At 71.3% G+C, this 18,511-nt stretch carries 18 protein-coding genes and 1 tRNA gene; 10 read left to right on the plus strand and 9 right to left on the minus strand.

Translation table 11 applies throughout. The annotated features are described in order from the left end of the window. Positions 1-14: 14 nt before the first annotated feature. Complete coding sequence (locus tag ACFZCP_RS05705) at positions 15-263, plus strand: hypothetical protein (RefSeq protein ID WP_391424325.1); 249 nt, start codon at positions 15-17, stop codon at positions 261-263. A gap of 19 nt (positions 264-282) precedes the next feature. Here the strand turns inward: ACFZCP_RS05705 and mscL are convergent, their stop codons facing one another. The 6 genes from mscL to ACFZCP_RS05735 all read right to left on the minus strand — a co-directional run bounded on the left by mscL (position 283) and on the right by ACFZCP_RS05735 (position 6,590). After that, a complete protein-coding gene (mscL, locus tag ACFZCP_RS05710; protein ID WP_391424327.1) occupies positions 283-741 on the minus strand; it encodes a large conductance mechanosensitive channel protein MscL in 459 nt (152 codons plus the stop codon). 138 nt (positions 742-879) lie between these two features. Further along, the gene (locus ACFZCP_RS05715; RefSeq protein WP_391424329.1) at positions 880-1,668 is read right to left on the minus strand and encodes a hypothetical protein; all 789 of its coding nucleotides are present in this window, start codon (positions 1,666-1,668) and stop codon (positions 880-882) included. Positions 1,669-1,974: 306 nt separating this feature from the next. Continuing rightward, positions 1,975-2,808: an S-methyl-5'-thioadenosine phosphorylase gene (locus tag ACFZCP_RS05720; RefSeq protein WP_362680863.1), complete on the minus strand. Its 834-nt coding sequence runs from the start codon at positions 2,806-2,808 to the stop codon at positions 1,975-1,977. 99 nt (positions 2,809-2,907) lie between these two features. Continuing rightward, positions 2,908-3,243, minus strand: coding sequence for an FmdB family zinc ribbon protein (locus ACFZCP_RS05725; protein ID WP_391424332.1), 336 nt, complete (start codon positions 3,241-3,243; stop codon positions 2,908-2,910). Positions 3,244-3,310: 67 nt separating this feature from the next. Next, complete coding sequence (locus tag ACFZCP_RS05730; RefSeq protein ID WP_391424335.1) at positions 3,311-4,624, minus strand: MFS transporter; 1,314 nt, start codon at positions 4,622-4,624, stop codon at positions 3,311-3,313. Positions 4,625-5,033: 409 nt separating this feature from the next. Next, positions 5,034-6,590, minus strand: a complete 1,557-nt coding sequence (locus ACFZCP_RS05735; RefSeq protein WP_391424337.1) for a potassium/proton antiporter — start codon at positions 6,588-6,590, stop codon at positions 5,034-5,036. A gap of 217 nt (positions 6,591-6,807) precedes the next feature. Here ACFZCP_RS05735 and ACFZCP_RS05740 point away from each other — a divergent pair, with 217 nt between their 5' ends. Beyond that, a complete protein-coding gene (locus tag ACFZCP_RS05740; RefSeq protein ID WP_391424339.1) occupies positions 6,808-9,693 on the plus strand; it encodes a penicillin acylase family protein in 2,886 nt (961 codons plus the stop codon). An 81-nt stretch (positions 9,694-9,774) separates the two neighbouring features. Here ACFZCP_RS05740 and ACFZCP_RS05745 read toward each other — a convergent pair whose 3' ends face one another. Further along, a complete protein-coding gene (locus ACFZCP_RS05745; RefSeq protein ID WP_391424716.1) occupies positions 9,775-10,356 on the minus strand; it encodes a 5-formyltetrahydrofolate cyclo-ligase in 582 nt (193 codons plus the stop codon). A gap of 133 nt (positions 10,357-10,489) precedes the next feature. Between ACFZCP_RS05745 and galU the strand changes: the two genes are divergently transcribed. The 7 genes from galU to ACFZCP_RS05780 all read left to right on the plus strand — a co-directional run bounded on the left by galU (position 10,490) and on the right by ACFZCP_RS05780 (position 16,207). Beyond that, positions 10,490-11,401 (plus strand): UTP--glucose-1-phosphate uridylyltransferase GalU, encoded by a 912-nt coding sequence (gene galU / locus ACFZCP_RS05750; RefSeq protein ID WP_391424341.1) that lies wholly within the window; start codon positions 10,490-10,492, stop codon positions 11,399-11,401. Then, complete coding sequence (glp, locus tag ACFZCP_RS05755; RefSeq protein WP_391424344.1) at positions 11,398-12,720, plus strand: gephyrin-like molybdotransferase Glp; 1,323 nt, start codon at positions 11,398-11,400, stop codon at positions 12,718-12,720. Before galU ends, glp begins: the two co-directional genes overlap by 4 nt. Positions 12,721-12,869: 149 nt before the next feature. After that, complete coding sequence (moaC, locus tag ACFZCP_RS05760) at positions 12,870-13,382, plus strand: cyclic pyranopterin monophosphate synthase MoaC (RefSeq protein ID WP_391424346.1); 513 nt, start codon at positions 12,870-12,872, stop codon at positions 13,380-13,382. Further along, entirely contained in the window at positions 13,379-13,879 is a 501-nt protein-coding gene (locus ACFZCP_RS05765) for a MogA/MoaB family molybdenum cofactor biosynthesis protein (protein WP_362680838.1), read from the plus strand. The genes moaC and ACFZCP_RS05765 overlap by 4 nt, the downstream gene beginning before the upstream one ends. Before the next feature lie 20 nt (positions 13,880-13,899). Beyond that, a complete protein-coding gene (locus ACFZCP_RS05770; RefSeq protein WP_362680835.1) occupies positions 13,900-14,571 on the plus strand; it encodes a GNAT family protein in 672 nt (223 codons plus the stop codon). 209 nt (positions 14,572-14,780) lie between these two features. Continuing rightward, entirely contained in the window at positions 14,781-16,040 is a 1,260-nt protein-coding gene (glpR, locus tag ACFZCP_RS05775) for a gephyrin-like molybdotransferase receptor GlpR (RefSeq protein WP_391424350.1), read from the plus strand. Positions 16,041-16,133: 93 nt separating this feature from the next. After that, positions 16,134-16,207: transfer RNA gene (locus tag ACFZCP_RS05780), tRNA-Ala, on the plus strand. A 49-nt stretch (positions 16,208-16,256) separates the two neighbouring features. Here ACFZCP_RS05780 and ACFZCP_RS05785 read toward each other — a convergent pair. Then, positions 16,257-16,733, minus strand: coding sequence for a GNAT family N-acetyltransferase (locus ACFZCP_RS05785; RefSeq protein ID WP_391424352.1), 477 nt, complete (start codon positions 16,731-16,733; stop codon positions 16,257-16,259). Positions 16,734-16,885: 152 nt separating this feature from the next. On the opposite strand from ACFZCP_RS05785, the gene ACFZCP_RS05790 reads away from it, so the two are divergent. After that, entirely contained in the window at positions 16,886-17,689 is an 804-nt protein-coding gene (locus ACFZCP_RS05790; protein ID WP_391424355.1) for an exodeoxyribonuclease III, read from the plus strand. Between the two features lie 113 nt (positions 17,690-17,802). Here ACFZCP_RS05790 and ACFZCP_RS05795 read toward each other — a convergent pair whose 3' ends face one another. Further along, positions 17,803-18,423, minus strand: a complete 621-nt coding sequence (locus ACFZCP_RS05795; RefSeq protein ID WP_391424718.1) for a MerR family transcriptional regulator — start codon at positions 18,421-18,423, stop codon at positions 17,803-17,805. Positions 18,424-18,511 lie beyond the last annotated feature (88 nt).

Raw genomic sequence — 18,511 nt, forward strand, 5'->3', positions numbered from 1 at the left:
CGTACCCTTGGGGCATGAGCACCGCCCCCGCACCCGAGCCGCGCGACTCCTCGAAGGCGCACGACCCGTCCGAGCCGCGCGAGCTGTCGGAGCCGCGCGACCCGTCCGAGCCGCGCGGGCCCAAGGCCGCGCTGGTCTTCGAAGACCCTCTGAACCAGCAGTCCTCGGACGACACCGACCGCGGGTGGGGCGAGCGCGGGGACGGCGACAGCGCCGCCGACCTGAAGCGCTTCCTCGACGAGAAGCCGCCCCACCACCTGTGAGCCGCCCGCGCAGGCGCCCCTAGCGCTTGTCGTACCCCGACCCGCGCTGCGCGACCAGCGCGTCGCGGATCTCCTTGAGGACCTCCAGCTCGGTCACCTCGATGATCTCGTGCGTGCCCTCCCGCGCCTTCCTGCGGGCCTCCTGCCGTGCCAGGAACTTCGCCATCGGCAGGACCATCAGGAAGTACACGACCGTCGCGGTGATCAGGAAGCTCAGGGCGGCGCCCAGTACGGAGCCCCACATCAGCTGGATGCCGTGGGTGCCCTTGCACGAGTCGCTCAGGCACGTGCGGTAGTTGTCCAGGTTCTGCGTGCCGATCGCGCCCACCAGCGGGTTGATGATCCCCTTCACCACCGAGTTCACGATGTTCGTGAAGGCCGCGCCGATGACCACCGCGACTGCCAGATCGACGACGTTCCCGCGCATCAGGAAGGCTTTGAAGCTCTGCCAGATGCTCGGTTCCTTCTGCGTGCTCACCTCGGGGACTCTCCTCGTATGCACAGGGTGTGGAACGAAACGCTCCGCAACCTACGGCACGATGCCGCCATTGTGTCCAATTTCTTAGCTTGATCGAGCGATCTGACAGCGGGTCGACTGGAAAGTGGCCGGGACGCCTCAGCACAGCGTCACCGCCAGCCGCGTCGTGGCGCTCGCGCCGACGAGCCGCGCCGCCGTGGTGCGCGGCACCGACAGCACGACCAGCGCCCCGCTCTCGGCCCCGCCTTCCAGGGGCTCCGGCACCTTCGTCACCCGCACCCCCCGCGCGAGCACCCGGGCGCCGCCCCCGGTCGACGGATCCTCGGCAGCGACGACATCGACCCGGTCACCGGGGCGCAGCAGCCGGACGGTGGCGGCATCGGCGATCCGCACCGGCGCCGTCACCGCATCCACCGTGCCGCCCGCATCCACCGTGCCGCCCGCATCCACCGTGCCGCCCGTGTCCACCGCGCTGCCCGTGTCCGGCGCCGGTCGATGCGGGCGTGCAGGTTCGGTGACAGGGTGCCCGCGGGCCCGGTCGGCGCTCTGTGCTTCCGGCGCGCTCCGCGGTCCGGCCACCACCAGCGCGGCAGCCGTCACGGCAAGACCGGCCGCCAGGGCGCGCCTGCGGTGTCGTAGGAGTCGCTGCAGGCCGTAGCGCCCGCCGCGCACCCGCACCGGGGCGAAGTGCGGTACCTCGCGGGTCGCGGGCGCGTCGGTGCCCGGCGGATGCGGGGGAGCTGCGAAGGACGGGCGTGGGGGAGGGGCGAGACCGGAGGGCGAGGAGACGGAGGGAGCAAGGACGGAGGGAGCAAGGACGGAAGGAGCAGGGACGGAAGGAGCAGGGACGGACGGAGCAGGGACGGAGGGAGCAGGGACGGAGGAAGCAAGGAGGGAAGGAGCGGGGGATGACGGGGCCGAGGACATGGGGATCACCGCCTGCGACGAGGAATCGGCCTGCGATGCCACGATGAGGCCTCGCGCCGAATCCCGCCGGAGCCGGTGGACCACCCACCGGTTGTGGACAACTCGCCCACCCGAACGGGCAATTCCGCTCGACGGGCCGCCCCCAGCTCGGCCGCCACCCAGCTCGGCCGCCTTCCCGCTCAGCCGACCGTCGTCCCGTTCGGCCCGCTGTCGTCCCGCTCAGCCGACCGCCGTCCCGTTCGTCCCGCCGTCGTCCCGCTCAGCCAACCGCCGTCCCGTTCGGCCCGCCGTCGTCCCGCTCTCCCGCTACGGCAGCTCGAAGCCCGGGTCCATGCCGCCGAGCGCGTTCACGCACAGGCAGTCCCGTGCCCCGGTCTCCGGCAGCGCCGCCACCGCGTCGAAGAGCACACCCCGCAGCCGGTCCACGTTGGCCGCGAACACCTGCAGGACCTCGTCGTGCGAGACGCCCTCGCCGGTCTCGGCCCCGGCGTCCAGGTCGGTGACCAGGGTCAGCGACGAGTAGCACAGTTCGAGTTCACGGGCGAGCGCCGCCTCGGGGTGGCCGGTCATGCCCACCACCGACCAGCCCTGCGCCTGGTGCCACAGCGATTCGGCGCGGGTCGAGAAGCGTGGTCCCTCGACCACGACCAGCGTGCCGCCGTCCACCGGCTCCCAGTCCCGTCCGCGGGCCGCCTTCAGCGCGGCGGCCCGCCCCGCGGGGCAGTACGGGTCGGCCACGGACACGTGCACCACGTTGGGCACCGTGCCGTCGGGCAGCGGCAGCCCGTCGAAATAGGTCTGCACCCTGGACTTCGTACGGTCCACCAGCTGGTCCGGTACGAGCAGGGTGCCCGGGCCGTACTCGGGGCGCAGCCCGCCCACCGCGCAGGGGCCGAGGACCTGCCGGACGCCGACCGAGCGCAGGGCCCACAGGTTGGCGCGGTAGTTGATGCGGTGCGGGGGCAGGTGATGGCCGCGGCCGTGCCGGGGCAGGAAGGCGACCCGCCGGCCGGCGATCTCGCCGAGGAAGAGGGAGTCGCTGGGCTGCCCGTACGGGGTGTCCACCCGGACCTCGGTCACGTCGTCGAGGAACGAGTAGAAGCCCGAGCCGCCGATTACGCCGATCTCTGCGTTCGCCATGACGAGCACACTAGCTGGCGGCGAACCCCCGGCGGGAGCCGGTTCCGGGTACGCCGAAGGCCCTGCCGCCGTACGGCGACAGGGCCCGGGAGTGAGGTCTCAGGCGGCGGAGCTGCTGGCGGAGCCCGACGAAGAAGACGACGAAGATGAAGAGGACGAAGACGTCGATGAGGACGTCGACGTCGACGACGAGGACGACTTCGAGTCGGACGACGAGGCGCCGGACGACTTCGATGCCGGGCTGCTGCTCGACGTGGAGCCGCGGGAGTCGTTGCGGTAGAAGCCGGAGCCCTTGAAGACAATGCCGACCGCGGAGAACACCTTCTTCAGGCGGCCACCGCAATTGGGGCACTCGGTCAGGGCGTCATCGGTGAACTTCTGCACCGCCTCGAGGCCCTCGCCGCACTCGGTGCACTGGTACTGGTAGGTGGGCACTGACTTCCTCCTGGCACTCTCACTCAATGAGTGCTAACGACGATCCATAGTGACGTATTCCTGGGGATCAGTCCACTGTCACCGGCACACGGTGACCGACGCCACGTGCGACGGTCAGGCTCCCGGGCCGGGCGGTCAGCCGTGAGCGCAGAGTCAGCAGCGTGGCCAGCGCGAGCAGTGTGCCGGCCATCGGCACCAGGAATCCGGCGCCGCCCCACAGGCGGTCCTCCAGCTGTCCGGCGGCCGTGACGGCTGCCGCCTGGCCGAGCGCGACGGCGCCGGTCAGCCAGGTGAACGCCTCGGTGCGGGCGCCGGCCGGGACCAGGCTCTCGACCAGGGTGTACCCGGTGATCAGGGCCGGGGCGATGCACATGCCGACCAGCAGGCCGAGGGCGGCCAGCAGCAGGACGGAGTGTGCCGTCCACAGCGCGGACGCGGCCAGCGCGAGTCCCGCGTAGCCGACGAGCAGACGCCGCTGCGGCGCGACCTTCCAGGCGATCGCACCGCAGACGATGCCGGAGAGCATGTTGCCGGCGGCGAAGACGCCGTACAGGACGCCGTTCAGGCCGGGCTCGCCGATCGACTCGGTGAACGCCGCCAGCGACACCTGCATGCCGCCGAAGACCGACCCGATGCCCAGGAAGGTCACGACCAGCACCCGCACGCCGGGGATGCGCAGCGCGGAGGCGTGCTGCACGCGCGCGTGCCCGCTCTCGGCGGTCACCGGCGGCTGCGTACTCTTCTGCGCGGCGAACAGCAGACCGCCGACGAGCGTCAGCGCCGCCTCGGTGACCAGGCCGGCGGACGGGGCCACGGCGGTGCACAGCGCGGTAGCCAGCAGGGGGCCGACCACGAAGGTCAGCTCGTCGGTGACGGACTCGAAGGCGGCGGCGGTGCTCATCAGGGGCGAGCCCTGGAGCTTCACACCCCAGCGGGCGCGCACCATGGGGCCGACCTGAGGCACCGAGGCGCCGGTCGGGACGGCCGCCGCGAACAGCGCCCACAGGGGCGCGTGGGCCAGCGCGAGCGCCGTCAGGGACAGGCCCGACACCGTGTGCACCAGGACACCCGGGAGCAGGACCGCGCGCTGCCCGTAGCGGTCGGCGAGCCGGCCGCTGTACGGGGCGAACAGCGCCATGGACACACCGGTGGCGGCCGCGGCGGCACCCGCGGCACCGTACGAGCCGGTGGTGTGCTGCACGAGCAGCACGATGGAGAGGGTGAGCATCGCGAACGGCTGACGCGCGGCGAAGCCGGGGAGCAGGAACGTCCAGGCGCCGCGGGTGCGCAGCAGCTGTCCGTATCCCGGGCGGGACGACGCCGGCGCGTTCTGCGCCGGGTCGGTGGTGACCGCCGGGTCGGTGGTGACCGTGGATGCCACGGCCCGTGCCTTTCTACCGCCTGGTAGCGCGCCCGTGCGGGGGCGCCGAGAGCTGTCCTCTTGCGCGGAACTGCGGTAGATACCGGTGCCGCTGCAAAGGGCGTCCGGCCGCCATACGGTCGCGCCAGCTCTGCGTCAGGCAGAGTTGGTTCGATCAGGGTGCCTTTATGTTACAGGGGGCAAGGGCTTGTGAGCCTGTGAAAACGAGCACCATGCAGCGCGTTCACCTGGGATTGCCGAAGGTGTGAATCGCGCGAAACCCACCCGTAACGTGTGCCCCCGCAGCTCATGTCCGCATCGCGCACCACGCCCCGCTCCTCGGCCCGCCGCGCCCCGCTCCCCAGCGGCCCGCGCCCCGCTCCCGGACCTCCGCGCCGCCCGCTCCCCAGTGCCCTGCGCCCCGCGCTGCTCAGCGCCCCGCGCTCGCCCCGTCCGTGCCCAGCCAGCCGGCCAGCTTGCCGCCGTGGCCGATCGCGCGCAGCCGGCGTTCCGCCGCGTCGCGCACGGGGTCGGTGGCGACCACGAGGAGTTCGTCTCCGCGCCGCAGCACCGTCGTGGGCAGCGGAACAAACGATTTTCCCTCCCGGACGACGAGGGTGACGGCGGCACCGGGCGGCAGCCGCAGTTCGCCCACCTCGACCCCGTGCATCCGGGAGCCCTCGGGGATCGACATGGACAGCAGGTGTCCGCGCAGCCGCTCCAGGGGGGCCGACTCGATGCCGAGGTCGGACGCCTCGCCCTGCTCGCCCAGGCGCAGCGTGCGTGCCAGCCAGGGCAGGGTCGGCCCCTGGACGAGGGTGTAGACGACGACCAGCACGAAGACGATGTTGAAGATGCGATGGCTGGCGTCCACGCCGTTCACCATGGGGATCGTCGCCAGGATGATGGGCACCGCACCGCGCAGCCCGGCCCAGGACATCAGGGTCTGGTCCTGCCACGGCACCCGGAACGGCACCAGGCTCACCATCACGCTCACCGGCCGCGCCACCATGGTCAGCACGAGCCCGATGACGAGGGCGGGCACGATGTCGTCGCCCAGTTCGTGCGGGGTGACCAGCAGGCCGAGCAGGACGAACATGCCGATCTGGGCGATCCAGCCGAGCCCTTCGGCGAAGCCGCGGGTGGCCGGCCAGTGCGGCAGCTTGGAGTTGCCGAGCACCATCGAGGCGAGGTAGACCGCGAGGAAGCCGCTGCCGTGGGCGAGCGCGCCGCCCGCGTACGCGGTGACCGCGATCGCCATCACGGCGATCGGGTAGAGGCCGGAGGCGGGCAATGCCACGTGCCTGAGCCCGAAGGAGCCCAGCCAGCCCACGGCGAGACCGACGGCCATGCCGATGGCCAGCTCCAGGGCTATTTCGCCGAGCAGCACGTACCAGTGTGAGACCGGGCCGGCCTGGGAGAAGGCCACGACCAGGATGACCACCGGGGCGTCGTTGAAACCGGACTCCGCCTCCAGCGTGCCCGTCACGCGTGAGGGCAGGGGAATCCTGCGCAGGACCGAGAAGACCGCGGCCGCGTCCGTCGAGGAGACCACCGCGCCGATGATGAGCGCCTGCCGCCACCCCAGCCCGATCAGGTAATGCGCGCCTGCCGCCGTGATCCCGACGCTGATCGCGACCCCGACCAGCGCCAGGGTGGAGGCGGCCGGCAGGGCGGGTTCGATCTCCTTCCACTTCGTGCTCAGGCCGCCCTCGGCCAGGATCACGACCAGGGCCGCGTACCCGATGACCTGGGTCAGCTCGGCGTTGGCGAAGTGGATGTTCCCGATGCCGTCCTGGCCCATGAGGACGCCGATCCCCAGGTAGACGAGCAGGCTGGGGAGCCCGCTGCGCGAGGAGATCCGCACGGCCGCGACGGCGACCAGGAGGACCACGGAGCAGACGAGCAGGAGCTTGTCGAGGTGGTGGACAGTCAGCGGCGAATCCCTTCCTTGGCCCGTGCGCGGAATGCGCGGGCACACGTACACAAGACCCGAGGCTGCGGCGCACCGCACCCAAGTACTTCGTTACCTTACCTAACTCTTGACGCTTTCTTGACGCTCGCCGAGGCAGGATCGAACGTCCGTGCGCGCTTGTTACCGACTCCGCGTCAAGCGGTTCGGGGCCCTGCGCCTATGGTTGCTCCAGCGCTCATTCAAAGTCACAGCCCGACCTGCCGCTCGCGTTAGGACAGCAAGGACAGCGATGCCCCCCAACACCACCGCCACAACGGGTGACACCGCCACCACGGGTGCCACGTCCGTCAAGTCCGGCAGGAAGAAGGGGCGCAAAGCCCGACTTGTCGTGCTGGTCCTCGTCCTGGCCATCATCGGTGGCATCGCCTACGGGGCGTACTGGTCGATCAGCACCGTCCGTGCCTCCTTCCCGCAGACCACGGGGTCGATCACGCTCCAGGGCCTGTCGGGTCCCGTCGACGTGAAGCGGGACGGCAACGGCATCCCGCAGATCTACGCCTCGTCCGACGAGGACCTGTTCATGGCGCAGGGCTTCGTCCAGGCGCAGGACCGGTTCTACGAGATGGACGTGCGCCGTCACATGACCTCCGGGCGCCTGTCCGAGATGTTCGGCAAGGGCCAGGTCAAGAACGACGAGTTCCTGCGCACCCTGGGCTGGGACCGCGTCGCCAAGCAGGAGTACGACACCAAGCTGTCGGCCTCCACGAAGAAGTACCTCCAGGCGTACGCCAAGGGAGTCAACGCCTACCTCCAGGGCAAGGACGGCAAGGACATCTCCCTGGAGTACGCGGCCCTGGGCTTCGTCAACGACTACAAGCCCGCGGCGTGGACCCCGGTCGACTCCGTCTCCTGGCTGAAGGCGATGGCCTGGGACCTGCGCGGCAACATGCAGGACGAGGTCGACCGCGCGCTGATGACCAGCCGCCTCGGCCCGCAGCAGATCGCGGACCTGTACCCGGACTACCCCTACGGCCGCAACAAGCCGATCGTCCAGGAGGGCGCCTACAGCCAGCTGGCCAAGGCCTTCCGGCAGAGCGGCGGCACCGGCGCCTCCCAGGGCACGACGGGCACGACGGGCACGACCGGCTCCCAGGGGACCGCGGGCACGGCCGGTTCCCAGGGCACGGCAGGCACGACCGGCTCCCAGGGGACCACGGGCACGACCGGCTCCCAGGGCACGACCGGCTCCACCGCCTCGACCGGGACCGGATCGGGCCTCACGAGCCAGCTGGCGGGTCTCTACAACGTCCTGGACAACGTTCCCGCCGCCGTCGGCGTGAACGGCCAGGGCATCGGCTCCAACTCCTGGGTCGTCTCCGGGAAGTACACCATCACCGGCAAGCCGCTGCTCGCCAACGACCCGCACCTGTCCCCGTCGCTGCCGTCCGTCTGGTACCAGATGGGCCTGCACTGCCGCACCGTCTCCAGCACGTGCCAGTTCGACGTCACCGGCTACACGTTCGCCGGCATGCCCGGCGTGGTCATCGGCCACAACGCGAACATCGCCTGGGGCATGACCAACTCCGGGGTCGACGTCACCGACCTGTACCTGGAGAAGCTCAGCGGCAACGGCTACCTGTACAACGGCAAGGTCCGGCCCTTCACGAGCCGCGAGGAGACCATCAAGGTCGCCGGTGGCACGTCCAAGCCGATCGTCGTGCGCCAGACCGCCGACGGGATGCCACTGCTGTCCGACCGCGACGACGAACTCGTCCAGGTCGGCAGGAAGGCCTCCGTGAGCAGCGCCGCGCCCGACCGGGGTGACGGCTACGGCATCGCCCTGCGATGGACGGCGCTCGACCCGGGCACCTCCATGGACGCCGTGTTCGCCATCGACAAGGCGGCGAACTGGAACGACTTCCGCTCCGCCGCGTCCCTGTTCGACGTGCCCTCGCAGAACCTGATCTACGCCGACACGGACAACCACATCGGCTACACGCTGCCCGGCAGGATCCCCACCCGCTCCTCGGCCACCGACGGCTCCGTCCCGGTGCCGGGCTGGGACCCCAAGTACCGCTGGACCGGCTTCCTCAAGCAGAACGAGCTGCCTTACGAGTACGACCCCCATCGGGGCTACATCGTCACCGCCAACCAGGCCGTGGTCGACAAGGACAAGTACCCGTACACGCTCACCACCGACTGGGGCTACGGCACCCGCAGCCAGCGCATCACCGACCTGATCGAGTCCAAGATCAAGGACAACGGCAAGATCTCCACCGAGGACATGCGCCAGATGCAGATGGACAACAGCAGCGAGATCGCCAAGCTGCTGGTGCCCAGGCTGCTGAAGATCAACCTCAAGGACAAGGACGTCCGCGACGCCCAGAAGCTCCTGGAGGGCTGGGACTACACCCAGGACGCGGACTCCGCGGCAGCCGCCTACTTCAACGCCGTGTGGCGCAACGTCCTCAAGCTCGCCTTCGGCAACAAGCTCCCCAAGGAGCTGCGCGTCAAGGGCCAGTGCCTGTGGGTCGACAAGATCGACGGCACCGGCCCGGTGGACGACGACACCAAGGTGCGCGAGTGCGGCCAGCGTGACGCCGACCAGGCGCAGCCGGACGGCGGCGACCGCTGGTTCGAGGTCGTGCGCCGGCTGATGGAGAAGCCGGACAGCGACTGGTGGAAGACGCCCAAGTCGGGCACCCGTCCCGCGGCGAACACCATGGACCAGCTCTTCAACCGTGCCATGATCGACGCCCGCTGGGAGCTGACCGCCAAGCTCGGCAAGGACATCGACACCTGGAGCTGGGGCCGGCTGCACCGCCTGTTCCTGAAGAACCAGACCCTCGGCACCGAGGGCCCCGAGTTCCTCCAGTACATCCTCAACCGCGGTCCCTGGCAGCTCAGCGGCGGCGAGGCCACCGTCAACGCGACCGGCTGGAACGCCGCCGGCGGCTACGGCGTCGTCTGGGTGCCGTCCATGCGGATGGTGGTCAACCTCAAGGACTTCGACAAGTCCAAGTGGATCAACCTGTCCGGCGCCTCCGGACACGCCTTCAGCGCCCACTACACCGACCAGACGGGCATGTGGGTCAAGGGCGAGCTGCTGCCCTGGTCGTTCACGGGCAAGGCGGTCGACAACAGCACGAGCGACACGCTCGTCCTCAAGCCGTGAGCGGCTGACACAGGACGACGAGAGGGCCCTTCACGCGCGCGTGAAGGGCCCTCTCGCACGTGCGGCGAGGACCGGACCCGCTCAGCCGCTCGTGAAGCGGCGTACGCCCGACGGCGTCACCACCGCCTGCACGGGCCGGTCGTGCGCCTGGACCGGGACCTGGGCGACGACTTCCGTGTCGTACAGAAGGACCACGAGCGCCGGGTGCGCGCCCGCGCGCTCCAGACGCGCGAGCACGCGGTCGTACGATCCACCGCCGCGCCCCAGACGCATCCCGCGCGCGTCCACCGCCAGCCCGGGCAGCAGGACGACGTCCGCGCCGGTCACCGCGTCCGGGCCGAGCCGCTCGCCGGAGGGCTCGAACAGCGCCATTTTTCCGCCGTGTTGGACCCGGGCGAGGGAGCCCGGGCCGGTGTACTCGCCCCAGTCCAGATCGTTGTCGGGCAGGAGCGCGGGGAGCAGCACGCGCACGCCCCGCGCGCGCAGGGCGTCCAGCAGCGCGGGCGTGGCGGGCTCGCTCCCGACGGAGACGTACGCCGCCACCGTGCGCGCACGCGCCAGTTCGGGCAGCTCCAGGGAGCGCAGGGCCAGCGCCCCGCCCGCCTCCCGTACGACACTCTCCGGCAACCTGTTCCTCACCGAGAGGAACTCCCGCCGCAACATCCGCTTGTCACGCTCGTCCGTGCGCCCGTCGTGTTCCACAGGTCGTTCCTGCACCCTTCGCAATGTGCTCATATGAGGGCCAAGTAACCGGAGCCGCAGAATCCCTGCAAAGGCACCGGATAAGGTTGCGGGCATGACTCAGTCGCACCCCAGGATCAGCAAGGCTGTCATCCCAGCAGCAGGTCTCGGTACCCGGTTCCTGCCGGCCACCAAAGCCACTCCCAAGGAGATGCTGCCGGTAGTCGACAAGCCTGCGATCCAGTATGTGGTCGAGGAAGCCGTGACCGCGGGTCTCGACGACGTCCTCATGATCACCGGACGCAACAAGCGTCCGCTGGAGGACCACTTCGACCGTAACTACGAGCTGGAATCGGCGCTGCAGAAGAAGGGCGACGCCGGCCGACTCGCCAAGGTGCAGGAGTCCAGCGACCTGGCCACCATGCACTATGTGCGCCAGGGCGACCCCAAGGGCCTCGGCCACGCCGTGCTGTGCGCCGCCCCGCACGTCGGCCACGAGCCCTTCGCCGTCCTCCTCGGCGACGACCTGATCGACCCCCGCGACCCGCTGCTCCAGCGCATGATCGAGGTCCAGGAGCGGCACGGCGGCAGCGTGATCGCCCTGATGGAGGTCTCGCCCGAGCAGATCCACCTCTACGGCTGCGCCGCGGTGGAGGCCACCGCCGACCAGGACGTGGTCAAGGTGAGCGGCCTGGTCGAGAAGCCGGACCCGGCGGACGCCCCGTCGAACTACGCGATCATCGGCCGCTACGTCCTCGACCCGCACGTCTTCGACATACTGCGCAAGACCGAGCCGGGCCGCGGCGGCGAGATCCAGCTCACCGACGCCCTCCAGCAGCTCGCCCAGGACGAGAAGGTCGGCGGCCCGGTGCACGGCGTCGTCTTCAAGGGCCGCCGCTATGACACCGGCGACCGTGGCGACTACCTGCGTGCCATTGTCAGACTGGCATGCGAACGTGAAGACCTGGGCCCGGACTTCCGGACCTGGCTTCGCAGTTACGTAGCCGAGGAGATGCAGCAACCTTGACCAGTGCCGCGACCCGCCCCACCGACCCGGACCGCCTGTGGTCGGTGGACGAGCACCTGGAGGACATCCTCACCACCGTCCGTCCTCTCGAACCCATCGAGCTGCAGCTGCTCGACGCCCAGGGCTGTGTCCTGGTCGACGACATCACGGTGCCGGTCTCGCTGCCACCGTTCGACAACAGCTCCATGGACGGGTACGCGGTGCGGGTCGCGGACGTCGCGGGTGCAGGCGAGGAGTTCCCGGCCGCCCTGGAGGTCGTCGGGGACGTGGCGGCGGGCGCGGCCGACCTCGTCCGGGTCGGCCCCGGCCAGGCCGCCCGCATCATGACCGGCGCGCCGATCCCGCCCGGCGCCGAGGCCGTCGTCCCCGTCGAGTGGACCGACGGCGGGCTCGGCGAGGGACCCGTGGACGGGATGCGGGCGCGCAGCCTCGCCCCCGAGGGCGCCGAGGGGCACGTGCGCGTGCACCGCCCCGCCGAGGCGGGCGCGCACGTGCGCGCCGCGGGCAGCGACGTGAAGGCCGGCGACCGGGCCCTGGAGGCCGGGACGATCCTCGGCCCGCCGCAGATCGCGCTGCTCGCCGCGATCGGCCGGGGCACGGTGCGCGTGCGCCCGCGCCCGCGCGTGGTCGTCATGTCCACGGGCAGCGAACTCGTCCAGCCCGGCGAGGCACTGGGCCACGGCCAGATCTACGACTCCAACAGCTTCGCCCTCACCGCCGCGGCACGCGACGCGGGCGCCATCGCCTACCGGGTGGGCGCCGTCGCCGACGACGCCGACATCCTCCGGTCCACCATCGAGGACCAGCTCGTCCGCGCCGACCTGCTGGTGACCACCGGCGGGGTGAGCGTCGGGGCGTACGACGTCGTCAAGGAGGCGCTGGCGTCCGTGGGTGACGAGGACGAGGCGGGCGGCGGCGTCGAGTTCCGCAAGCTCGCCATGCAGCCCGGCAAGCCCCAGGGCTTCGGCTCCATCGGCCCCGACCACACACCCCTGCTGGCCCTGCCCGGCAACCCCGTGTCGTCGTACGTCTCCTTCGAGCTGTTCGTCCGCCCGGCGATCCGCACCCTGATGGGCCTGGAGGACATCCACCGGCCCAGCGTCCGGGCCACCCTGAAGGCGGACAAGGCGCTCCGCTCGCCCAAGGGGCGCCGGCAGTTCCTGCGCGGCACCCACACCGGCGGCGAGGTGACCCCGGTGGGCGGCGAAGGCTCCCACCTGGTCGCGGCGCTGGCGCACGCCGACGCACTGATCGTCGTACCGGAGGACGTGGAGTCCGTCGAGCCCGGCACCGACGTGGAGGTCGTGCTGCTCGGCTGACCGGACCCGGGCCCCCGCCCCGTGCGCGGGGCGGCGGGCGGCCACGGGGGTCCTGGCCCGGTGCGTACGCCGGCTTGGCGGTACCGTGTCGCGCACAACAGGCCCGTGCACCGCACCGCGACGGGCCCGGACCGGGAGCGCCTCACAGCATGACTGAGCCTTTCCGGGGGCAGACCCCCGGACCCTCTGCGCAGGACCGACTGACGCACATCGACGAGGCGGGCGCGGCCCGCATGGTCGACGTGTCCGGAAAGGACGTGACCGCGCGCACCGCCCGCGCGAGCGGCCGGGTCCTCGTGTCACCCCGTGTGGTCGAGCTGCTGCGCGGTGAGGGGGTGCCCAAGGGGGACGCCCTGGCCACCGCGCGCATCGCGGGCATCATGGGAGCCAAGCGCACCCCGGACCTGATCCCGCTGTGTCACCCGCTGGCGGTCTCCGGTGTGAAACTGGACCTGTCGGTCGCGGACGACGCCGTGGAGATCCGGGCCACCGTGAAGACCACGGACCGCACGGGCGTCGAGATGGAGGCCCTCACCGCGGTGACGGTCGCCGCGCTCACCGTGATCGACATGGTGAAGGCGGTCGACAAGGGAGCGGTCATCACGGACGTGCGGGTGGAGGAGAAGACGGGCGGCAAGTCGGGCGACTGGAGCCGGGCATGACCTATCGAGCTCTGGTCGTCACCGCCTCCAACAGGGCCGCCGCGGGTGTCTACGCGGACCGGGGCGGCCCCTTGGTCGCCGACGGCCTCAGGGGCTTCGGCTTCGACGTCGACGGCCCCCAGGTCGTCCCCGACGGGGATCCCGTCGAGGCGGCCCTGCGCGCGGGTGTCGACGCCGGGTACGACGTCATCGTCACCACCGGCGGCACCGGCCTCTCGCCCACCGACCGCACCCCCGAGGCCACCCGCGCGGTGATCGGGACCGAGGTGCCGGGCATCGCGGAGGCCGTCCGGGCGTTCGGACGGGAGAAGGTTCCCACCGCCGCGCTCTCCCGGGGACTGGCCGGGGTGGCGGGGCGGACGCTGATCGTCAATCTGCCGGGCTCCACGGGCGGGGTGAAGGACGGCCTCGCCGTGCTGGAGCCCCTGCTGGCCCACGCCGTCGACCAGATCCGCGGCGGCGACCACCCCAGACCGAGCAGCGGGGGTGCGAGCTGAACAGCCCTTCCTGGCCCGTCGTGCTGGAGGACGAAGATGTCGTCCTGCGGCCGATAAGGCTGCGCGACCAACGGGTCTGGCGTGAGGTGAACCGGCGCAACCGGGACTGGCTGCGCCCGTGGGAGGCGACGATTCCGCCGCCCACGCCGAGCGGGCCGATCACGCACCGGCCGACCTACCGCCAGATGGTCCGGCATCTGCGCTCCGAGGCCCATGCGGGCCGGATGCTGCCGTTCGTCATCGAGTACCAGGGGCGGCTCGTCGGCCAGTTGACGGTCGCCGGGATCACCTGGGGATCGATGTGCTCGGGGCACGTCGGCTACTGGGTGGACGAGTCGGTGGCCGGGCGCGGGGTGATGCCGACGGCCGTCGCGCTCGTGGTGGACCACTGTTTCCGCACCGTCGGGCTGCACCGCATCGAGGTCTGCATTCGCCCCGAGAACCGGCCCAGCCGCCGGGTCGTGGAGAAACTCGGATTCCGCGAGGAGGGGCTGCGGCCGCGGTATCTGCACATCGACGGGGCCTGGCGCGACCACCTCGTCTTCGCGCTCACGGCGGAAGAAGTGCCCGAGGGGTTGCTCAGGCGCTGGCAGCGGGCACGCTCCGAGAAGGCGTCGCAGGCGCAGCGCCGGTCCGGTGCCGAGGGCGGGTCCGGTGCACCGGGCACGCCGGACGTGCCGCGGAGGCCGTAGAACATCCCGCGGAATCCGGCCGACCCTCTGAAATTGAATATGTGTTCGAAATTGATCGCCCGGCGACCGCCTCAGGGCATTCAATTCGCCACTTCGGCACTGTGCTGATCGCATCGGTCGCAAAAAAAGCTGGAAATATCAGCCAGATCGTGCGACACACCGGCCCAATTGGCGGATGGCCTCACGCAAACCCCTCTACCGTGTGAGATGTGAGCAGCAGCGGCCTCATCTACGCAGTCATTGTCGGGGCCTGGGCCGCCTACTTGGTGCCGATGTGGCTCCGTAGGCAGGACGAGCTGAACGAGGCCCGTCCGACGGAACGCTTCAGCACCGCCATCCGGCTGCTGTCCGGACGGGCGGGCATGGAGCGCCGATACGCCAGGGACCTGCGGGCGCGCTCCGCCCAGGAGGGGGAGCCGGACGCCAGTGATCCGGACGCCGTCACCGACTCGGTGGACGTCCGGGCCTTCGCCGTGCCTCCGACGCGCCGTCAGGCGCGCGCCGAGGCCGAGCCGGAGGCGCCCGGGCGGCCGGAGCCGGCCCGCGACCAGTCCGTCGCCCCGACACCCAAGTCCCCTTCGGTGCCCGCCCAGAAGCGCGTGCCGGCCGCCCGGCGTTCCCCCTCGGCACAGGCGGCCGCTGCACGTGCCCGGCGCTCGAAGGTGCTCGCGCGCCGCCGGCGCACCACCGTGGTCCTCTTCCTCGCCTTCACGCTCGGTGCGGTCGTCGCCGCCGTCAGCGGGCTCGCGTTCCTGTGGGCGCCCGCTGCGCCCGCGGTCATGCTCAGCGCGTACATCGCCCACCTGCGGGTCCAGGAGCGCCGCCGCTTCGCCTACCAGATGGACCGCAGGCAGGCCGAGGTCGCGGCCCAGCGGCTGCGGGAGCGCCAGCCGCGCCGGCGGGTGTCCCCCGACGCGGGTCCCGGCGCCGGCGAGGCGGAGGACGGTGCACAGGCGGGGACGGACACCGGCCTCTCCGCCCTGGCCGCGGACCGTCGCGCCCTCGTCGAACAGACCGACCACGCCGAGTGGGTCGACCAGCAGCAGCGCGAGCGGCAGCGGCGGCCCGGGCGCGGAGACAGCTGGGACCCGGTCCCGGTGCCGCTGCCCACCTATGTGACCGCGCCGGTCGCGCCGCGGGCCACCTCCGACGTGGACCTGGGGGCGCCCGACACCTGGAGTTCGGCGCGTTCCAGCTCGGCCCTGCCGGAGCACGAGACGGGCCGCGTGTCCCAGGCCGAGCCGGGCGAGGCCGGGCCCGCGTCCGAGGACCGGACGGCGGACGGCCGCGGCGACGGGCTCCCTCGCGCCCGCTCGCTCCCGCACTCCCGGCCTCACCCGAGCGGGAGGGACCCCCACCGCGGGGAGAGCCCCACCGCGGCCTCGGCCCGCCGGGCGCGCGAGCGAGGACGCACGCCGCTCTTCGACCAGTACGAGGACGGCGACCGCCCCCGCGCGGCCAACGAGTGAGCGCCGTCACTGTGCCGGAAGCCCGCCTCTGACCAGTCAGGGAACGGATTTCCAAGCACCCCGACGGGGATGCTAGAGTTTCACTCGTTGCAAGGGCCTGTGGCGCAGTCCGGTAGCGCACCTCGTTCGCATCGAGGGGGCCAGGGGTTCAAATCCCCTCAGGTCCACGCATCATGAAGCCCCGGTCGGCAGTAGCCGACCGGGGCTTCATCGTGTCTACAGCTGCTTCGCGTAGCAGCGGCTCTCCTCGTAGTGGCGGTAGTAGCCGAACTTGGCGCAGGGCTCGTAACCGCTCGACGCATACAGAGCGATGGCCTCCGGCTGCTTGGTGCCCGTCTCCAGAACCATCCGGACGCGGCCGGCCGTGCGGGCGTCCTCCTCCAGGGCCGCGAGGATGCGGCGGGCGAGGCCGTGGCCGCGCATCCGGTCGATGACGAACATGCGCTTGAGTTCGGCGTCGCCGTCCTCGTAGCCCTCTTCGTTGCGGTCCTGGAGGCGCCAGCCGCCGGTGGCCACCGGGCGGTCGTGCTCGTCGTAGGCGATCAGATACACGCCCCGGGGCGGGTCGAAGTCGTTGGCGTCGAGCGCGGTGGCGTCGCCGCCGTCTCCGTAGCGCAGGTGGTATTCGGCCTGGACCTCGTCGTTGAGCTTGACGGCATCGGGATGGTCGAAACGGACACGGCGTATATTCATGCTAAGTATCGTACTTCTATGCGGGCACTTCCGTGCGGGCTGCTGGATGACCGGGCTCAGACCAGTGTGCAGGTATCGTGCCCTGGTGCTGACTGTGACCTCGGTGAACGCGTTCAGCCGCCGAGGTCGCCCATGAGGTCGAGGAGAGTGTTTTGCTGACGGTGACCTCGGTGAATGTGAACGGGCTGCGGGCCGCCGCCAAGAAGGGCTTCGTGGAGTGGCTCGCCCGGACCTCCGCGGACGTGATCTGTCTGCAGGAGGTGCGCGCCGAGCCGCACCAGTTGCCCGAGGAGGTCCGGCAGCCCGACGGCTGGCACGTCGTGCACGCCCCGGCCGCCGCCAAGGGCCGCGCGGGCGTCTCCCTGTATTCGCGCCGCGAGCCCGACCGGGTCCGGGTCGGCTTCGGGTCGGACGAGTTCGACGGCAGCGGACGCTATGTCGAGGCCGACCTGCCCGGCGTCACCGTCGCCTCCCTCTATCTGCCCTCCGGCGAGGTCGGCACGGAGCGGCAGGACGAGAAGGTCCGCTTCATGGGCGAGTTCCTCACCCACCTCAAGGAGCTGCGCGAGCGGGCCGCCGCCGACGGGCGTCAGGTGGTCGTCTGCGGTGACTGGAACATCGCGCACCAGCAGGCCGACCTCAAGAACTGGCGCGGCAACACCAAGAACTCCGGCTTCCTGCCCGAGGAGCGGGAGTGGCTCTCCCGGGTGCTCGCCGCCCAGGACGGCGGCTACGTCGACGTCGTCCGCGCCCTGCATCCGGACACCGAGGGGCCGTACACCTGGTGGTCGTACCGGGGGAGGGCCTTCGACAACGATTCGGGATGGCGGATCGACTACCAGGTGGCCACTTCCGGCCTCGCGGACAGGGCGGTCAAGGGCTTCGTCGAGCGCGCGGCCACGCACGCCGAGCGGTGGTCCGATCATGCGCCGGTGACCGTCGTGTACGACCTGTAGGGCCGGGCTGGTGCCGGTCGGGCCTGCTCGCCCGACTGGCCGTTCGTGCCCGCGCGATGGGTGTGGACCGCGTGCGGCCCCTCGTCCGCCCGGGCCTGCGCGACGGCCGCCCCTCAGGGGCGCTTGCTCATTCGGCGGTCCAGGGCCAGGGACAGTTCTGCCTCCACCACGCTGCGGGCGAGTGGGCGCAGGCGGTGCAGGTCCTCCTCGGGGGCATGGCGCAGGATCAGGCCGGAGAAGAGTTCGGCGAGGGCGTCGGCGTGTTCCCGTACCCGCTTGGCGGCTGCCAGGACCTCCGCGAGCGGGATGCCCTCGCGGACCAGGGCGGAGGAGACGTCCAGCAGGCGGCGGCTGATGTGGACGATCTGGTCCCCGTCGGTGCCGAGGTAGCCCAGGTCCATGGCGGCGGCGAGGTTCTCGGGGGTGACCTCGCCCTCGAAGCGGGCGGCGAGTTCCTCGGGGGTGAGGCGCACCGGCTCCTCCTCGGTGGGGCTGTCGACGCCGAGGAGTTCGGCGACGTCGCGGCCCTGGTCGAGTGCCTCCGCGAGTTCCGCGATGCCGTTGAGGGTGTGGCCGCGCTCCAGCAGGGTCGAGATCGTGCGCAGGCGGGCCAGATGGTGGTCGTCGTACCAGGCGATACGGCCCTCGCGGCGCGGTGGCCGGATCAGGCCCCGTTCGCGGTAGAAGCGCAGCGTGCGCACGGTGATGCCGGCCAGCCGGGCCAGCTCCTCCATGCGGTACTCGCGCACTGCGCCGTCCCGTCCGGCCTTGCGTCCGCTGCTGTTCCCGTCGTGGTCCGTCACGCCCGAAGCCTATGGTGTA

The sequence above is a fragment of the Streptomyces sp. NPDC007971 genome (assembly GCF_042958635.1).
GTDB lineage: Bacteria > Actinomycetota > Actinomycetes > Streptomycetales > Streptomycetaceae > Streptomyces.